This window comes from Methylobacterium iners (genome assembly GCF_022179305.1).
Lineage (GTDB): Bacteria > Pseudomonadota > Alphaproteobacteria > Rhizobiales > Beijerinckiaceae > Methylobacterium > Methylobacterium iners.
Genome location: NZ_BPQP01000064.1, coordinates 1 through 15,502, shown reverse-complemented (window position 1 = coordinate 15,502; position 15,502 = coordinate 1). Strand labels below are relative to the sequence as shown.

The 15,502-nt window shown below is 65.1% G+C and carries 15 protein-coding genes, 1 tRNA gene and 1 pseudogene; 11 read left to right on the top strand and 6 right to left on the bottom strand.

Annotated elements, in window-relative coordinates; translation table 11 throughout:
• Positions 1-71 precede the first annotated feature (71 nt).
• From MFF55_RS18900 to map, 5 genes and pseudogenes are all read right to left on the bottom strand, one after another.
• Positions 72-899, bottom strand: a complete 828-nt coding sequence (locus MFF55_RS18900; protein ID WP_238245657.1) for a transglutaminase family protein — start codon at positions 897-899, stop codon at positions 72-74.
• A 35-nt stretch (positions 900-934) separates the two neighbouring features.
• Positions 935-1,878, bottom strand: a pseudogene (locus MFF55_RS18895) (alpha-E domain-containing protein).
• Positions 1,879-1,950: 72 nt separating this feature from the next.
• Positions 1,951-3,390, bottom strand: a complete 1,440-nt coding sequence (locus tag MFF55_RS18890; protein WP_238245656.1) for a circularly permuted type 2 ATP-grasp protein — start codon at positions 3,388-3,390, stop codon at positions 1,951-1,953.
• A 115-nt stretch (positions 3,391-3,505) separates the two neighbouring features.
• A complete protein-coding gene (radC, locus tag MFF55_RS18885; protein WP_238245655.1) occupies positions 3,506-4,255 on the bottom strand; it encodes a RadC family protein in 750 nt (249 codons plus the stop codon).
• Positions 4,256-4,265: 10 nt separating this feature from the next.
• Positions 4,266-5,096, bottom strand: coding sequence for a type I methionyl aminopeptidase (gene map, locus MFF55_RS18880; RefSeq protein WP_238245654.1), 831 nt, complete (start codon positions 5,094-5,096; stop codon positions 4,266-4,268).
• A gap of 181 nt (positions 5,097-5,277) precedes the next feature.
• Here map and MFF55_RS18875 point away from each other — a divergent pair, with 181 nt between their 5' ends.
• From MFF55_RS18875 to MFF55_RS27200, 11 genes are all read left to right on the top strand, one after another.
• Positions 5,278-5,535, top strand: coding sequence for a zinc-finger domain-containing protein (locus tag MFF55_RS18875; protein ID WP_238245653.1), 258 nt, complete (start codon positions 5,278-5,280; stop codon positions 5,533-5,535).
• A gap of 14 nt (positions 5,536-5,549) precedes the next feature.
• On the top strand, positions 5,550-6,731 hold the full coding sequence (locus MFF55_RS18870) for an FAD-dependent monooxygenase (RefSeq protein WP_373874839.1): 1,182 nt from the start codon (positions 5,550-5,552) through the stop codon (positions 6,729-6,731).
• A 209-nt stretch (positions 6,732-6,940) separates the two neighbouring features.
• Positions 6,941-7,016, top strand: a tRNA-Glu gene (locus MFF55_RS18865).
• A 79-nt stretch (positions 7,017-7,095) separates the two neighbouring features.
• Positions 7,096-7,515, top strand: coding sequence for a hypothetical protein (locus tag MFF55_RS18860; protein ID WP_238245651.1), 420 nt, complete (start codon positions 7,096-7,098; stop codon positions 7,513-7,515).
• 35 nt (positions 7,516-7,550) lie between these two features.
• On the top strand, positions 7,551-7,811 hold the full coding sequence (locus MFF55_RS18855) for a helix-turn-helix domain-containing protein (RefSeq protein WP_306421461.1): 261 nt from the start codon (positions 7,551-7,553) through the stop codon (positions 7,809-7,811).
• Positions 7,811-8,581, top strand: a complete 771-nt coding sequence (locus MFF55_RS18850; RefSeq protein WP_238245649.1) for a hypothetical protein — start codon at positions 7,811-7,813, stop codon at positions 8,579-8,581. Before MFF55_RS18855 ends, MFF55_RS18850 begins: the two co-directional genes overlap by 1 nt.
• 102 nt (positions 8,582-8,683) lie before the next feature.
• Positions 8,684-8,965 carry a hypothetical protein gene (locus MFF55_RS18845; protein WP_238245648.1) on the top strand — a complete coding sequence of 94 codons (282 nt, stop codon included), beginning with the start codon at positions 8,684-8,686 and terminating at the stop codon, positions 8,963-8,965.
• 48 nt (positions 8,966-9,013) lie between these two features.
• A complete protein-coding gene (locus MFF55_RS18840) occupies positions 9,014-11,560 on the top strand; it encodes an AAA family ATPase (protein WP_238245647.1) in 2,547 nt (848 codons plus the stop codon).
• Positions 11,561-11,785: 225 nt separating this feature from the next.
• Complete coding sequence (locus tag MFF55_RS18835; protein ID WP_238245646.1) at positions 11,786-12,397, top strand: HGGxSTG domain-containing protein; 612 nt, start codon at positions 11,786-11,788, stop codon at positions 12,395-12,397.
• Positions 12,394-12,708 carry a hypothetical protein gene (locus MFF55_RS18830; protein WP_238245645.1) on the top strand — a complete coding sequence of 105 codons (315 nt, stop codon included), beginning with the start codon at positions 12,394-12,396 and terminating at the stop codon, positions 12,706-12,708. The genes MFF55_RS18835 and MFF55_RS18830 overlap by 4 nt, the downstream gene beginning before the upstream one ends.
• Before the next feature lie 1,028 nt (positions 12,709-13,736).
• Positions 13,737-14,150, top strand: a complete 414-nt coding sequence (locus MFF55_RS27200; RefSeq protein WP_373874838.1) for a ComEA family DNA-binding protein — start codon at positions 13,737-13,739, stop codon at positions 14,148-14,150.
• Positions 14,151-14,236: 86 nt separating this feature from the next.
• Here MFF55_RS27200 and MFF55_RS18825 read toward each other — a convergent pair whose 3' ends face one another.
• Positions 14,237-15,361 (bottom strand): 2OG-Fe(II) oxygenase, encoded by a 1,125-nt coding sequence (locus tag MFF55_RS18825; RefSeq protein ID WP_238245644.1) that lies wholly within the window; start codon positions 15,359-15,361, stop codon positions 14,237-14,239.
• Positions 15,362-15,502: the final 141 nt, after the last annotated feature.

The following is a 15,502-nucleotide window of genomic DNA, read 5'->3' as shown; positions in this document are numbered from 1 at the left end:
GCGACCCGGAAACATCATGCGCGCGTAGAAAGCTAGACTATCCTGCCGCTTCCGCGAAATCCCGGCGTGAATTACGATTGGGAGGCTGCCTGCGCCTGTTCCACGCGGAGGCGGACGTCCAAGGTCTCGGTTCCGCCGCCCATGCGGCTGCCGCGGATCGGTGCCGCACCGAGATAGTCGAGGCCGATCGCGACGCGGATATGCGCCTCGGTCGTCGCGATGCCGTTGGCCGGATCGAATCCAACCCAGCCGAGATCGGGCACCAGGGCCTCGACCCAGGCATGCCCCGCCTCCTGATCGATGACCCCGTCCGCGCGATGGAAGTAGCCCGAGACGTAGCGCGTCGGGATTTCAAGGTGACGCGCGGCGGCGATGAAGATGTGGGCGAGGTCCTGGCAGACGCCCTTGCCCTGCTCGAAGGAGCGCGCCGCCGTGGTGCTGGCGCTGGTCGGGCCCGGCTCGTAGGCGATCCGGTCGTGAACGGCGTGCAGCAGGCGGTGCAGGCAGGGGAGGGCGTCTGCGTCTCCCGCCCTTGCGACCTCGCCGGCGAAGGCCTGAATCTCGGGCGTCGCGATGGCGAGGTCCGAATCGCGCAGGTAGAAGACGTCGGGCAAGCGCTCCACCGTGCCGCGCACGACGCCGTGCACCTCGTTGGTGTCGACCTCGCCGATGACCCGGATCGTCAACGCGTCCGCCGGCTCGTCGGCGGTGAACCAATGCACGACGTTGCCGAAACCGTCCTCGCGCTCACTGACGCGGCCGTCCACAGAGGGCTCGATCCGCCATTTCCGGACATATTGCCCGTCATGGTCGCGCGGCCGGAGACGCAGGACCTGGATGAGGCCACGGGCGGGATGCTCGTAGGTGTAGCAGGTCTCGTGGAAGACGCGGATTCGCATGCGGGGACCTTGTCGGGCCAGGCTTGACCGTAACCCTACAACAGATACTGCTCGATGACCGCCGCCCCAAGGCGGTTGTTCTCGGCGATGAAGGCCGTGACGAATTCGTGAAGGCCGGAATTGAAGATGCGCTCGATGTTCTCGCCCTCGAGCCGCGCCAGCATGTTGCTCGCCAACCGCTGGCTGGCGCCGCGCCGCCCATAGGCGTCCGCGATGAGATCGAGATGCTCGACGAGCATGCCGTAGCAATTCGTCAGCGAGCGCGGCATCTGCCGGTTCAGGATCAGGAGATCGGCCACGAGCAGCGGCTTGACGCTCTCGCGATAGACCCAGTGATAGGCGTTGAAGCCGAGACCTCGCGCAGGATGGTGGTCCACTGGAAGTAGTCGAGGCTGCCGCCGACGCGCTCGGTCGCGGGCAGCAGAATACGGTACTTCACGTCGAGGATGCGGGCGGTGTTGTCGGCGCGCTCGATGGCGGTCCCGAGCCGGGTGAACCAATAGGCGTCGTTGCGCAGCATGGTGCGGTAGGCCGAGCCATCGAAGGCGAGCGAGACGCCCTTCACCCAATCGAGGAAGTGGGAGAACTCCTCCCGGTTGAGGTCGCGGCCCTCGTAGTTGCGCAACTCGAGCCAGGCGCCGTTGATCGCGTCCCACATCTCGGTCGTGAGCGCCGTGCGCACGCTGCGGGCGTTCTCGCGCGCGGTCTCGATGCAGGAGCGGATCGACGAGGGATTGTGCGGACTGAAGGCGAGGAAGTTGCAGACCGTCGCCTCGTTGACGCTGTCGTAGAGCGGCTTGAACACCTCCGGGTCGCCGGCCGAGGCCAGCGCCGAGGCCCATTCGTTGGTCTCGCCGCCGCCGTAGCTCGAGGGCAGGGCGGCGAGCCGATGGGCCGCATCGAGGATGCGGGCGACGAACTCGGCCCGTTCGACGTAGCGGGAGAGCCAGTAGAGGTTGTCGGCGGTCCGGGAGAGCATGGGCTTCCGTTATGGGCCGGCCCGGCGAGGCCGGGGCCGTGCCTGTTCGGGTTGTGATGTGGTCGCCGACGCCTAGGCGTCGAGGACCCAGGTGTCCTTGGTGCCGCCGCCCTGGCTGGAATTGACCACGAGCGACCCTTCCTTCAGCGCGACGCGGGTGAGACCGCCGGGCACGATCCGGATCTCGTCGGCGCCGCAGAGCACGAAGGGGCGAAGGTCGACGTGACGCGGCGCGACGCCCGACGCCACGAAGGTCGGGCAGGTCGAGAGCGCGAGCGTCGGCTGGGCGATGAAGCCGTCGGGCGCGTGGCGAAGCTTCTTCCCGAAATCCGCGATCTCCCGCTTCGTCGCGTGCGGCCCGACGAGCATGCCGTAGCCGCCCGAGCCGTTGACCTCCTTCACCACGAGTTCCGAGAGGTTGTCGAGCACGTAAGTCAGGGACTCCTTCTCGCGGCAGCGATAGGTCGGCACGTTGTGCAGGATCGGGTCCTCGCCGGTGAAGAACTTCACGATCTCCGGCATGTAGCTGTAGACGGCCTTGTCGTCGGCGATGCCCGTGCCGACGGCATTGGCCAGCGTGACGTTGCCGCGCTCGTAGGCGTTCATCAGGCCGGGCACCCCGAGGACGGAATCGGGGCGGAACACCAGCGGATCGATGAAGTCGTCGTCGAGGCGCCGGTAGAGCACGTCGACCCGGCGCGGCCCCTCGGTGGTGCGCATGTAGACGACGTCGTCCTTGGTGAAGAGGTCGGAGGCCTCCACGAGGTCGACGCCGAGCTTGTCGGCCAGGAACGAGTGCTCGTAGAAGGCCGAGTTGTAGCGGCCGGGGGTCAGCAGCGCGACGGTCGGGTCGCGGGTCGCGCTCGAGGGAGCGAGGCTGCGCAGGGTCGCCAGCAGCGCGTCCGGGTAGTTCTCCACCGGCGCCACGTGGTGGCGCGAGAACAATTCGGGGAAGAGCCGCAGCATGACCTCGCGGTTCTCCAGCATGTAGGAGACGCCGGATGGGGTGCGGGCGTTGTCCTCGAGCACGAAGAAATCGTCCGCCCCGGTCCGGACGATGTCGATGCCGGCGATGTGGACGTAGAGGTCGTGCGGCACCCGGAAGGCGCGCATCTCCATGCGGTAATGCGGATTGCGGTAGACGAGGTCGGCGGGAATCACGCCCGCCTTGATGCATTCCTGGGCCCCGTAGATGTCCTTCAGGAAAGCGTTGATCGCGGTGACCCGCTGCGTGAGGCCGCGCTCCAGGAAGCTCCATTCCGGCTTGGTGATCACCCGCGGGATGATGTCGAACGGGATCAGTCGCTCGGTCGATTCATTGGCTCCGTAGACGGCGAAGGTGATGCCGATGCGCCGGAACAGGAGCTCCGCTTGGCTGCGGCGGGTGTTGAACTGCTCGGGCGGGGTCGTGTCGAGCCACTTCTTCAGGCTGTCGTAGGCTTCGCGGACGGAACGCGGGCTCGTGCCTCCCCCGGGCAGCCCATTCATCTCGTCGAACGCAGCGAGCGCCATTCGCGCCTCCTTGTTACTCTGCGAACGCATCGCAAGACACGCGCCACCGGCCAAGTCTGGTGGGACGCTTCACGTTCCCTGGCAGGGTCGCCTGAAACCGTCCGGCGCGCCAGCCTCAGATCAACTTCAGTCCCTTGAGGCTTGCATGCCCTTCGCGCCCCAGGATGACGTGATCGTGGACGATGATGCCGAGCGGGTCGAGGACGGACACGATCTCCCGGGTCATCCGGATATCGGCGGCCGAGGGCGTCGGGTCGCCCGAGGGATGGTTGTGGGCGAGGATGATCGCCGTGGCGCCGAGTTCGAGCGAGCGCCGGGCAACCTCGCGGGGATAGACCGGCGTGTGGTCGACGGTGCCTCGTCCCTGGATCTCGTCGGCGATCAGGTGGTTGCGCTTGTCGAGGAACAAGACGCGGAACTGCTCGCGAGGCGAGAAGGCCATGGTCGCGCGGCAGTACTCGAGCACGGCCGCCCAGGACGAGAGCAGGGGCCGTTCCGCGATGGCGCCGCGCGCGAGCCGGTGACCCGCGGCCTCGATCAGCTTGAGGTCGGCGACGACCCCCGCGCTGACCCCGTCGACCTCGGCGAGCCGCGCCGGCTCGGCGCTCAGGACCTCGGCGAGGCTGCCGAAGCGGCGGATCAGAGCCTTGGCCAGGGGCTTCACGTCGCGCCGCGGGATCGCCCGGAACAGGTCGAGCTCGAGCAGTTCGTAATCGGGAAGGGCGTCCGCCCCTCCTTGCGCGAAGCGGGCGCGCAGGCGGTCCCGGTGGCCGACGTAGTGGACCGCGTCGTTCGCAGCCTCCGTCGACGAAGCCGCGCTCGGCGTCGCGGCCGAGGGAGGGGGTATCGGCGCCCGCCGCTTCATCGCACGGCTTTCACATGCCGATGTCGACGGGCTGATGCATCCCCTTCGGCGAGAGCGTGAAGATCTCGACGCCGGTCTCCGTCACGGCGACGGTGTGCTCGAACTGGGCGGAGAGCGAGCGATCCCGCGTCACCGCGGTCCAGCCGTCGGACAGGACTTTCACCGCCGGCCGGCCGAGATTGATCATCGGCTCGACGGTGAAGAACTGCCCTGGCCTGAGGCGCACGTCGTAGCTCGGCTCGACGTAGTGCAGGATCGTCGGCGCGTCGTGGTAGCTTCGGCCAAGGCCGTGGCCGCAAAAGTCGCGGACCACCGAGCAGCGCTCGGCCTCGGCATAGGCCTGGATCGCCCGCCCGATATCGTTGGTCGAGCCACCCGGCCTCACCGCCGCGATGCCGCGCATCAGCGCCTCGTAGGTGATCTCACATAGGCGGGCGGCCTTGCGCGGGACCTCGCCGACATAGGCCATGCGGCTCGAATCACCGTGCCAGCCGTCGAGGATGAGGCAGATGTCGAGGTTGACGATATCGCCCTCGCGCAGCGGCTTGTCGTTGGGGATGCCGTGGCACACGACGTGATTGATCGAGGTGCAGATCGATTTCGGATAGCCGCGGTAGAACAGCGAGGCCGGGTAGGCGCCGTGGTCCATGGCGAAGGTGTAGGCGAGCCGGTCCAGCGCCTCGGTCGTCACGCCGGGCACCGTCGCCTCCATGAGGAGGTCGAGGGCCTCCGCGGTCAGGCGCCCGGCCCGGCGCATGCCGGCAAATCCTTCCGGCCCGTAGATCGGCGGTTCGGGAGCGCGGCGACCGGTCTCGGTCGCGGCCTGATCTTGCTGGGTCATGGGGAGAATTTCGTGAGCGCGGCGCGGCTGAGGGCCCTTTCTATGACGCGCCGCGCCCGACGCCAACCCGAACCTGCATGCGCACTAGGATTGGCAGGCCCGAGCGGCTAGAGGCTAGCGAGACAGGCAGGGCGGGGTTCGGCCGGACCCGGGCCCGCGCCGAAGCAGGGCCGGAGCGCAAATGGCTGACAAGGCGGTACCGCATTTCCACAACGAGCCCGGTGTCGCCGTCATCCATGTTGGCTCGCGCGAGTTCATGTGCATCGGCGCGCTCCCGCCCTTCGACCATCCCCACGTCTTCATCGACATGGGTACCGACGACGAGGCGATCTGCGGCTATTGCTCGACCCTGTTCCGCCACCGCGCCGGACTGAAACCGGGCGCCGCCGATCCGGCCGCCTGCGTCTGGGACGATCGCACTCGGGCGGCCGCCGAATAGAACCCGTGACGAACCTGCACGTCGCCATCGTCGGAGCCGGAATCGGCGGTCTCACCGCCGCCCTGGCGCTGGAGGCGGCCGGGCATCGCGTCAGCCTCATCGAGCGCCGAACCGGCTTCAGCGAGGTCGGCGCCGGCCTGCAGCTCTCGCCGAACGCAAGCCGCGTGCTGATCGGGCTCGGCCTCGGCAACGCCCTGCGCCGGGCCGCGACGGAACCGCCGAGCGTCACGGTGCGGGCGCTCGGCACGGCCCGCGTCATCGGCGGCGTCAAGCTCGGCGCCGCCGCCCGGGAGCGCTTCGGCGCGCCCTACTACGTGATCCACCGGGCCGACCTCCAGACCCTGCTCCTCGACGCCGTTCGCGCCCGGGCCGGCATCCGTCTCCTCATGGGCCGCGACGTCGTCGCGCTCGCCGAGGGTCAGGACGGGGCGAGCCTCACCCTGGAGAGCGGGCAGGGGACGAAAACGGAAGAACTCCCCGCCGACCTCATGGTCGGAGCCGACGGCGTCCGCTCGCGCTTGCGCCAGCACCTCGACGCGCAGCCGCTGCGCTCCCTCGGACAAGCGGCCTGGCGGGCGATCCTCCCGCGCGAGGCGGCACCGCCCGAGCTTCAGGGCGACGAGACCGGGCTCTGGCTCGGGCGCGGGCGCCACGTCGTCCATTACCCGATCTCGGGCGGAACCCAGATCAACGTGGTCGCCGTCGTGCCTGAGAAGCTCGGCAGCGAGGGCTGGGGCCAGCTCGGCGAGCCGGCGATCGTGCGGGCGCAGTTCCGGGACGCGGCGCCGGCGCTCACCGCGCTGCTCGGCGTGCCGGATTCCTGGCTGGTCTGGTCCCTCGTAGACCGGCGGCCGGCCCGGCCGATGGCACGGGGGCGGATCGCCCTGATCGGGGACGCCGCCCACCCCGTCCTCCCGTTCCTGGCGCAGGGAGCGGCGCTCGCGATCGAGGACGCCGCCGTACTCGCCCAGGGCCTGAGAGGCGGCGACATCGCCGCCTGCCTGGACGCTTACGCGGCGTCACGCTCCGCCCGGAGCCGACGCGTGCGGAACGCGGCACGGGCGAACGGCCGCACCTATCATGCCGGAGCGATCATGGGCTTTGCCCGCAACCTCGTCATGCGCCGGCTCGGCCCCTCCGGGATGAGCGAGCGCTACGCCTGGCTCTACGGCTGGACGCCGGACGGCACGGCCTGATCACGCGGCTAACGGTGGGCTTGTGGCGCAGCCGCTTTTTCGCTTTGCCGCTTCACAACCCCGGTGCGACTTCAATCTCGCGACGGAGGCCACACGGTCGGCAGCTATTTCCCGATGCGGACCCGGTGCGGCGTCGCATCGAAAGGTTTGCGCATGTGGAGCCGTTGCTACCGCGTGGGAAGCCGCTTATACGAGCCTCGCTCGACCACGCGCCCTTCGTCTAGCGGTCCAGGACGTCGCCCTTTCACGGCGAAAACACGGGTTCGATTCCCGTAGGGCGCGCCAATAAAATCAGACACTTAGATCTGATTTTCGTTGGCGTGGTGGGTTTCGTTGCTGATATCGTTGTCGAGCGGTGGCGGCTATGAGCGGCAAGAAATTGTGCCCTTCAGCCCCAATGGCGGTCAGCGCGCATCAGAAGCCGAAATCGTGGGCGGACCTGGAAGCGCAGGTCGCGGCTTGGGCGGCATTTCACGGCGAGCAGCCGAACGCTGCTTTGCGTGAACTTCGGCGAGGTGGCTCGCTCGCTCGGTTGATCTGCCGCGAACTCGGCGTTGACCGTCCCAAGAAGAAGCCGGGGCCCAAACCCAAGCCGGGGCTCGATGCGCTTGTGATTGCCGTTGCCGATGATCTCAAGCGCGGAGGAAGCAAGGGGTCAGCAAAGTGGTCTCAAGTCCATTCGCATCTCGACAATCGTGAAGGGCTGATGGGTGAGCTCCTGAGCGTAGAGCCAAGCGCGCTTGAGCAACGTTACCGTCGTGCCAAGCGGCGCAACCCGACCTGACACATTCTCTGCGAAGGAATTCGTCGCGAGACGCTATGGCGCCGCATGGCACAGTTTCGAGGTCTCCACCGCTTGTGAGGCCCGTCATGTCATCGACCATCACCTCTCGTGGCTCGGCTCCAGCGCCTGCCGCTTTCAGCATTGAGGCGAGTGCCGAGTACCTCGGCGTATCCCGCAGCTCGATCTGGCGTCTAATCAAAGCGGGAACACTGCCGTGCGTCCGTCTGGGAGGCCGAACGCTGCTTCGCCGCGTCGATCTTGATGCGCTTCTCGCGCATCATGTGCGAGCCGCCTGATGAGCGGTCACAGACACTACACCGCCTTCGTCAAAAAGCCGGTCGCGGGCACCGTCTTCGACTTCCACGTCGCAGCGACTGAGATCTGTGATGAGGAGCCGCTTCCCCCTCTTGGTGCGTCTCCGATGCCGATCACCGAGGGCATGGCCCATTGGCAGCGGAGCTACTGGGCACGCTGGAACCCGCTTCTCAGCCTCTTGGAAGAGCAAATGAGGACAGAGGCCGTAGCAGCCCTCGCCGCAGCCGGCCTACCTGCGTCGCGGCTGGTAGAGCCGTTCGCCCCTGCGGTCGAATTGCTGATCAATCAATATGTCCGCGGTTCGCAGCACGGCCTGCTTCTCGAGCACGAATACAGGAAGAGCAACCCGCCTCGGCGCAAGAACCCGTACGTCCAACCGCCCCATCGTCGCGTTATCGTAGCCGCATGGATGTGTTGCGGAGGACCGACTGGGGCTTGCCATGCCCTGAACGGCGGGCTGCCAACTGGCGTCGGCGGCGGTCTTACCCGTGATCACGTCGACCGCGTGATGTACGCCTACAAACGTGTGCCGGGCAGGACAAAATCGGTCCTTCAAGTCGAGCTCCTCCTCTATCGAACGAACTTCCTCGGGATGGAGCGGGTGAGGTTGAGCGCTGGCCTGCATCCCGAATTCAAGGGGCTCAGAGGCCGCGAACTGGCTGCGGCAATTCATGAGAGCCGCGACTTGTGGAACGTCATGAGTCGAGTGGTGTCAGAGATCCCGCGGTCTCAAGTTCCTCTCGTCGCCTGACCGGCAGGCGCGCGATTTCATGCCTGTTTCAGGCATCTCGCATCGCGCGCCCAGCTTCATCACCCTGCCTGCTCCCATCCCGCCGCATCAGCAGGACCGCGCATGACCGCACTACCGAACGACCTCAGCCCCCAGTGTGACCGCAAATCTCTCTCGGTTCGGGAGACTGCTGCCTTCTTCCGCCGCTCCACGACTTGGGTGCGCAATCGAGTCGCCGATCGCAGCCTCGCTGTAGTTCACCAGGCCCGCCGTGATCCAACCGAGATCACCGTGAGCAGCATCGCCGCACTGATCGACCGGCTTGAGGCTGAGAGGACTCAGGACATCCAACCGCGCCGTCGCGGAGCCTATCTGCGGCTCGTCGTCGACAACACCACTTCATGAAGAAACGGCCGGCGCCTCTGCAAAGGCAACCGGCCGGAAAGGATCTCGATGTCCGACGCAAGTATAAACGGGTCAGAGCGCCCGACGCAACATTTCGGTGATCTTCTTCCCCCTCGAATGAACGGGCATGCTCAACCGGCGATGCTTGCGCCGCTGGCGCAGGAGCATCCGGCTGTCGAGTTCCTGATGTCCTTCGATCCGAGCGGACGGCACAACTTAGTCCTGGGCGGTCAGGATTGGCCTGGCAAAACGTTCGAACCAGGGGACCGCGCTGGCATCGACGCTTGGCTGAAGCAGCACGATGGAAAGCGAAACCTCTACTTCCACGTCAATGAGCCTGCCCCGGGGGCCCCGGACAAGAAGCTGAACAAAGAGGACATCGTGTCGATCCGCGCCATCTGCGCCGATCGCGATCTCAAGCCACATGAGCCTCTCGTCAGCGGAAAGGCGCGCCTGGCAGCGCTCGCTGACGTCGTCAACGCCAAGATCCCGGCGACCTATACGCTCGACAGCGGGGGCGGCGTCCAATTCTTCTGGTGCCTAATTGAGAAGGTGCCCGCTGCGGAAAAGCAGGCTTGGGCGGAGGCTCAGAACCGCGGCATGGCTGATCTCGTCGGCGGTGACGCGGTGATCGACATCAGTCGTGTCATGCGGCTGCCGTTCACGCAGAACATCCCCGACGCCAAGAAGCAGAGTTGGGGACGTGTCCAGTGCGAGGCTCGCATCTTGGACGAGCGGAACGTGGCCTACACCCCCGCTCAACTCGCAGACGCCGTCACGCCTGTCGCCAAGCCGGCCGAAGATCTGAGCGGCGCTATCGCGGAAGCAGCCGAGGCCCTGGACCTCGGCGAGGCGGTGCAATGTGAAAGCCTCGATGCACTCCCCGGAGATCTATCGCAGCGGTTGATCACGGCGCGTGCGGCGAATCCGAAGCTCGACGAGCTGCTTCGGGAAGGTGCGGCGGCGAAGAAGGATGGCGACGTCACCCCATCCGGCCTGCGTGCGTCGCTGGTTGCGCACCTGTCCCGGGGCGAGTTCGAGGCGCAGGACTACGCGTGCATCGCCCACGCGTGGGCGCCGGGCTGGCCCACTAAGGGCGGTTTCGACGGACTTACCGAACGCGTGCTTGCCCGCGACTGGGGCCGCTGCAGCGTCTCGCCACTCATTAACGGCGAGACCTGGTTCGACCCGGACGCGACTGCGTCACCCGATTCTCCCATCGCTTCAGTAGCGGCATCGAAGCCGCCCAGCGTGAATGTTGAACCTCATCCAAGGCCTGTACCGCTCACGCGCAAACCGGACGTCTCGACAATTCCAATTCGGCAATGGCTTGTCGACCCGCTGCTGCCGCTCGGCGACGTGGCGCAGCTCGTCGGCGAACCTGCGATCAACAAGTCGACCTTCGCACTCCTCGTCGCCTTCTCCGTCGCGAATGGCGATAGGAGATACCTTTGTGGCGAGGGCAGCAATACCCCATTGAGGCTGCGCAGCAGCGGCCCGGTGATGGTCTACAACGCGGAGGACAGCCACGACGAAATGCGTCGCCGGCTCTCTGCGTTGATGAGCCGGTTCGGCGTCGAGGAACTGCGCCACCCGATCATCCTCTGGTCAGGCCTCGACCACGGCGAGATCGTGATCATGCGTCGCGACGGCGGCGGTGCGAATGCGCCGGTGAAACGCGCTCCCGGTGCCGGCGAGCTCGAGGCGTTCGTCGCGGAGCACGGGATCAAGCTCGTGATCCTGGATCCGCAGGTCAGCCTGGCCCGCGGGCTAAAGGAGAACGACACCGACGACATGAATGCGCTGACGCAGGAGCTCGCGCGCATGGCGGCACGTCTGCGGATCTCGATTCAACTCGTGCACCACACGTCCAAGACGACACGGGAGAAGGCCGGCGACATGGGCGCTGGTCGTGGTGCTTTCGCGCAGGCCGGCAAATTCCGCAGCATGACCACGCTCACCCACGTGAGTAAGGATGATGCCGAGGTGCTCGGCGGCCTACCCCACGACTTTGTATGTCTCGCCTTCGCGAAGGTGAGCCACAGCCGCAAGCCAACCGAGCCGCTTATCTACAGGCGTGTGTCTGTCCCGGTTGGGAATGGCCGCCTAAACATGCCGACCGCAGGCAGCCTGTTCAGCGACGATCCGGTTCTCATGGGCGACTACGCGCCTGTTCTGGAGCTCGTCGACTCTTCTGAGTCTCGCCAGCACGGCGATGGTCCAACCGATCGGAAATCCGAGGCTCGCAATACACCTGAGCGGATCGGACAAGCCGTCGCTCACGTGATGGGTGATCGCTCCGACGTTCGTCTGACGGACATTTTGTCCAAGCTCTACGATCGCCTCCGACACGACGGCATCTCCCGTTCGAAGGATCGCTCTCAAGTCACTCGTCTGGTCACGAAAGCTATCGGTTCGGGGATGACGGTCGTTGTCGAAGGACAAAATGTTCGGCTGCGCACCTATCAGAGCGGCGTAGGCATCAAAGCGCCCTGGCACGTCGCTCTAAGCCCTGTCGAAACGGCCGGGTCACCGCATTGCTGCGCAGGCGATGCGAACGATGCGAACGATGCGGATCAGGACGTGTTCGCATGATCCTCATCGTTGAAATCATTCATCAATTCGGTTTGTCGGCGTCGATGCGAGCTATGCGAATCGCAGAGACGGATTCGCATCGGAAAAAAGCTCAATGATTTCAACGATGAGAATGATGCGAACGATGGGACTCCTACGGAGAGGGGAGGCGCTTACGCGCCCCTCCCATGTAGTCGTGGGCTGGGCAGGCAATTGGAAAAATTGGATAGTTCACGGGACCGCAACATGAAACGCGGGTTCGGGACGAACGCGCCCGCGTCGCTGCGCCAGATCGCTTGGCGCCGATCCGCTCGCTTCCGAGCGATGGGCCGGGCTGCCTGCCTACGGTTCAATGCTCTTCGCAGGGCCGGCCCGAAGTGCGAGGCCACCAAGCGGTCGGACGGCCAGCCCTGCCAGAACCCGCCGCTCGCGAACGGGTCTGGTCGTTGCCGGCTCCACGGGGGCGCCACGCCCTCGGGCAAGAAGTGGCACGTCGTTCAGTACCCGTCGTCCGACACGCCGGTGCGCGCGGCCAAATCGGACAGGAAGGCGAACGATCAGGTGCGGCGAGCGCGGAAGCTCGCCAAGCGCCTCGGCGCGATGACGCCCGAGCAGCGCGCCCGCTACGACGCCTGGCAGCGCACGCACCAGCCAGGCCCGCCGGGCGCACGATCCGCGGCCCGGTACGCGGCCGATCAGAACCGAGCCATTCGGGAGATCCTCGAGCGGCCCGACGCACCAGATGCGCTCGATCCCGAGATGGCCGAGCTCGACGGGCTTCTGACCGAACTGAAGCGCCAGCATGCCGCCGCAGCCGAGCAGCCAGCCGACCTATACCTGGGAGCCATCTTCGAATGAACAGCGACCGCGATCTCACACCGGAAGAAGTCCGTCGGCACCTTCAAGAGCGCATGGCAACCGAGGGAGCCTTGCTCGCGTACGAGACTGCCATCGGCATCTGCCGTGATCCGAAGGCCTCCGCGACGGCCAAGGCGTCGGCGCTCAAGGCGCTGCTGTTCGTCGGCGGGTACGACGGTAAGCCGCCACCGGACCGGGACAAGCCTGTATCCGAGATGACCCGTCCCGAGATCGACGCGATGATCACACAGTTGAAACGGGAGAACGCGGCCGCGCAAACCGACGTTGGCCTGCCTGACGTCTTTGCCTAACGTGCGGGTGCGAAGCTGATTGGAACTTCGAGACGCGGCTCCCAGGTCGAGTGAGCCGCTTTTCCTGGAAGCCTGCGGCTCGTTGGGCACCGCATCGCGGCTAACGGCCCAGCAACTCGATCCAGCTGGACACAGAATCGACGACGTAAGCCGCGACCGAGGCAATCCACCCTCTGGCTCGCGCCGGTAAGGAGGTGCCGGACTGACGACCTGCCTTGTCCTTCCGCGCCTCGACCACCAACGCCGCTACGAAGGCGTCTTCTTGCTCCTTGCACTCATCCAGCGCGTTGCGCTGTGAGCCAGCCCTGCTCTGTATCGCAGGCTGATGAGCAAAGGCCTCACGAACGCAGCTATGCCACGCCTGCTCCAGAGCTGCCGGATCGGCAGCAAATGCGGCTGAGTTCGCCAACATACTGAGCCCGAGGACCATGGATGCAGCGGCGATAAGGGCTGATCGAGTGGTGTCTGTCGCCACGCTCAGGCCATGACCCAGGCCAGAAGCAGGACGGCCAGAGTGAACGCCCCATAGGTGGCGATGACGGCTGCAGCTTCGCAATGGCGATGGAGGAGCAATCGAGGTGCGAGCAACATGAGGGGACCAGCCTTCGGGCGACACTCGCAACCTGGCCCATCAACGAGCCTAGTTCGAGAGCAGGGCTGGTGAGAACGAACGAGAAACATCGGCTGTCGCTCGCCGGCAACAGATACGTCAGGCGGTAGGAGGCGCTCGCGTCTTCCTCATCGCTTATCTGCATTCAGGTTGGGTGAGGACCGGTTGTGCGGAGTTGGTTCAGCAGGCCGCATGTAATCGGCCCAATTAATTGTGCCCTGCCAGCCTAAGCTCCTTGCACAATCGAAGCCTCGCTCTACGCTCAAGCTCTGGTTTCTGACTTTACCGCCTTGAGGTTGTTCACGTGATTAGCAAGTCCGTCGGCATCTCAGCCGTGATCATCTCTGGCCTGCTCGGGCTCGCAGCTGCGGCATTGGTAGGTACAGGTGCGCTGCAGCTTGGCGGCGGAGCAGCTCCTATGCCCATAGGCGGGCAAGCGATGCGAACACCGCTTCCGGTACAACCAGAAAGTCCTGTTCCTACTCCGCCGCCCAGCGCGCCGCCTCCAAGTTCCCCACCGGCCTCGCCGCCTGCGGTCACAGCAGAGCCCGCACCACCGCCCAAGACAACTGCCCCGCAGAGCCAACCTGCTGCAGTCATCGAGCAGAGCGGCGCTGCTGAAGCGCCGAGTTCCCCAACTGCTTCATCACAGCGGCTCGACCTCAACACTGCAGACGTTAGGACCCTAAGAAAGCTGCCCCAGGTCACACGCTCCCGAGCGCGCGCCATCGTCAAGGGTCGGCCCTATGAGAGCGTGGCGGACCTTGTTGGGCGTAAGGTGATCTCCAAGAAAGCTTATGCGGCCATCAAGGATCTCGTTGAGGTCCGCTAAGCCAGCGCCTGCGTAGAAGCCGCACATGCTCGTAGACTGGATATTATGGCACCAAGGATTGGCACGCCTGACAGATGATGCGGCTCTCACGCACGGTAAGCGCTGCCAGCTGCAACCATCGCTGCGTTAGCCTCACGTATTTTTGCAGCAGCATCATCGTAGAGGAACGGCAGGAAGGCATAGCGCTGTCCTGAGGTGACCCGCGCCACCGCGTGTAGGAGCGAGCAGGAGAACACCACTGCGCCACCAGGCGGAGGCTTGAAGCCCCGCGATCCATACTCAGGAAAGCTGACCTCGCCACCCTCGAACTCGGCATTCAGGTTGATCGACACAGCGAAGCGCCGGTGAGCTGTCCCCGCTGTGGTGTTGTCACGATGGGCCCTGAAGTGCCCACCCTCTTCCGCTGCGTAACAGGCCACGAGGTAGCGCTCCATACGGGTGGGCGTGAAGCAGTGCGCCTTCTCGATCTGCGGAACGATACGATGGAGAATGCGTCTTTGGACAAGTTTCTTGAGATCGCTGTCCTCGACAAGGTAATCTCTTCGAACCTTGTGGTTGCGATCACGAACTTCGACGGTCACACCATCGACATCACGCATGAACCCGCTTTCGTACCCACCTTGGTCGTTATAGAGCTGGATCAGCTTGCTACAGAGTTCAGGTTCGAACACGTTGGGTAGAACAAGGATCGGAGCTTGAACCTCAAAACCAGCAACGTGCTCTGGAGACGGCAGATTTTCAAGAAACACAAACACTGCTGTGTGATCGTCAAAGGGAAAGACCTTGAGCACACGAAGGGTCGGATCAAGGATCACCCAGAGCCGACGTATAGGACAGGCTGTGCCCAGCTTCTGATCCTGCGGCACGGCGCCGTATAGACTGCTCACCTTGATGTCGAAGTCATAGAAGTGGTGAATGCCAGGGAGGTCTTCCTGAACTCGCCCCTGATCCTTGTCGGTAGGATCGATGCTGACGCCGAAGCAGCTTACGCGAGCGTCGTCGAACAAAGGGCGGTTTACTCTTATGGCTTCTATCGCCGTGCGACCCTCGGCATCCGCAGCGGAACCGTAGAAGCACAGGGCCACGTAACGTCCCGCTACGGTATCAAAGGCAAAGTTTGGATTGCTGGCTGTGCGCTGGTGGAACCAGGGCGCAGGATCGCCTGGCTGGAGTTGCACGTAAGTGCGCGTCGATGCGTTCGTTGCAGTCATGTCTCAAGCCACCATGGCACCCGCTGCTAAGCTAACACATCGCGAGTGAGATCAGCAGCTAAGCCGCGCCTCGAGGTAGGCTGCAGACGCTCCATTAGGGCTTGCCCCAGTGGAACGTTCTGACCAGCCCCCATTTGGTGA

What these genes read in the sequence shown, in the direction of transcription:
- MFF55_RS18900 (WP_238245657.1), bottom strand. Translation starts at nt 899, where the DNA reads ATGCGAATCCGCGTCTTCCACGAGACCTGCTACACCTACGAGCATCCC.
- MFF55_RS18890 (WP_238245656.1), bottom strand. Translation starts at nt 3,390, where the DNA reads ATGGCGCTCGCTGCGTTCGACGAGATGAATGGGCTGCCCGGGGGAGGC.
- radC (WP_238245655.1), bottom strand. Translation starts at nt 4,255, where the DNA reads ATGAAGCGGCGGGCGCCGATACCCCCTCCCTCGGCCGCGACGCCGAGC.
- map (WP_238245654.1), bottom strand. Translation starts at nt 5,096, where the DNA reads ATGACCCAGCAAGATCAGGCCGCGACCGAGACCGGTCGCCGCGCTCCC.
- MFF55_RS18875 (WP_238245653.1), top strand. Translation starts at nt 5,278, where the DNA reads ATGGCTGACAAGGCGGTACCGCATTTCCACAACGAGCCCGGTGTCGCC.
- MFF55_RS18860 (WP_238245651.1), top strand. Translation starts at nt 7,096, where the DNA reads ATGAGCGGCAAGAAATTGTGCCCTTCAGCCCCAATGGCGGTCAGCGCG.
- MFF55_RS18855 (WP_306421461.1), top strand. Translation starts at nt 7,551, where the DNA reads ATGGCGCCGCATGGCACAGTTTCGAGGTCTCCACCGCTTGTGAGGCCC.
- MFF55_RS18850 (WP_238245649.1), top strand. Translation starts at nt 7,811, where the DNA reads ATGAGCGGTCACAGACACTACACCGCCTTCGTCAAAAAGCCGGTCGCG.
- MFF55_RS18845 (WP_238245648.1), top strand. Translation starts at nt 8,684, where the DNA reads ATGACCGCACTACCGAACGACCTCAGCCCCCAGTGTGACCGCAAATCT.
- MFF55_RS18840 (WP_238245647.1), top strand. Translation starts at nt 9,014, where the DNA reads ATGTCCGACGCAAGTATAAACGGGTCAGAGCGCCCGACGCAACATTTC.
- MFF55_RS18835 (WP_238245646.1), top strand. Translation starts at nt 11,786, where the DNA reads ATGAAACGCGGGTTCGGGACGAACGCGCCCGCGTCGCTGCGCCAGATC.
- MFF55_RS18830 (WP_238245645.1), top strand. Translation starts at nt 12,394, where the DNA reads ATGAACAGCGACCGCGATCTCACACCGGAAGAAGTCCGTCGGCACCTT.
- MFF55_RS27200 (WP_373874838.1), top strand. Translation starts at nt 13,737, where the DNA reads ATGCCCATAGGCGGGCAAGCGATGCGAACACCGCTTCCGGTACAACCA.
- MFF55_RS18825 (WP_238245644.1), bottom strand. Translation starts at nt 15,361, where the DNA reads ATGACTGCAACGAACGCATCGACGCGCACTTACGTGCAACTCCAGCCA.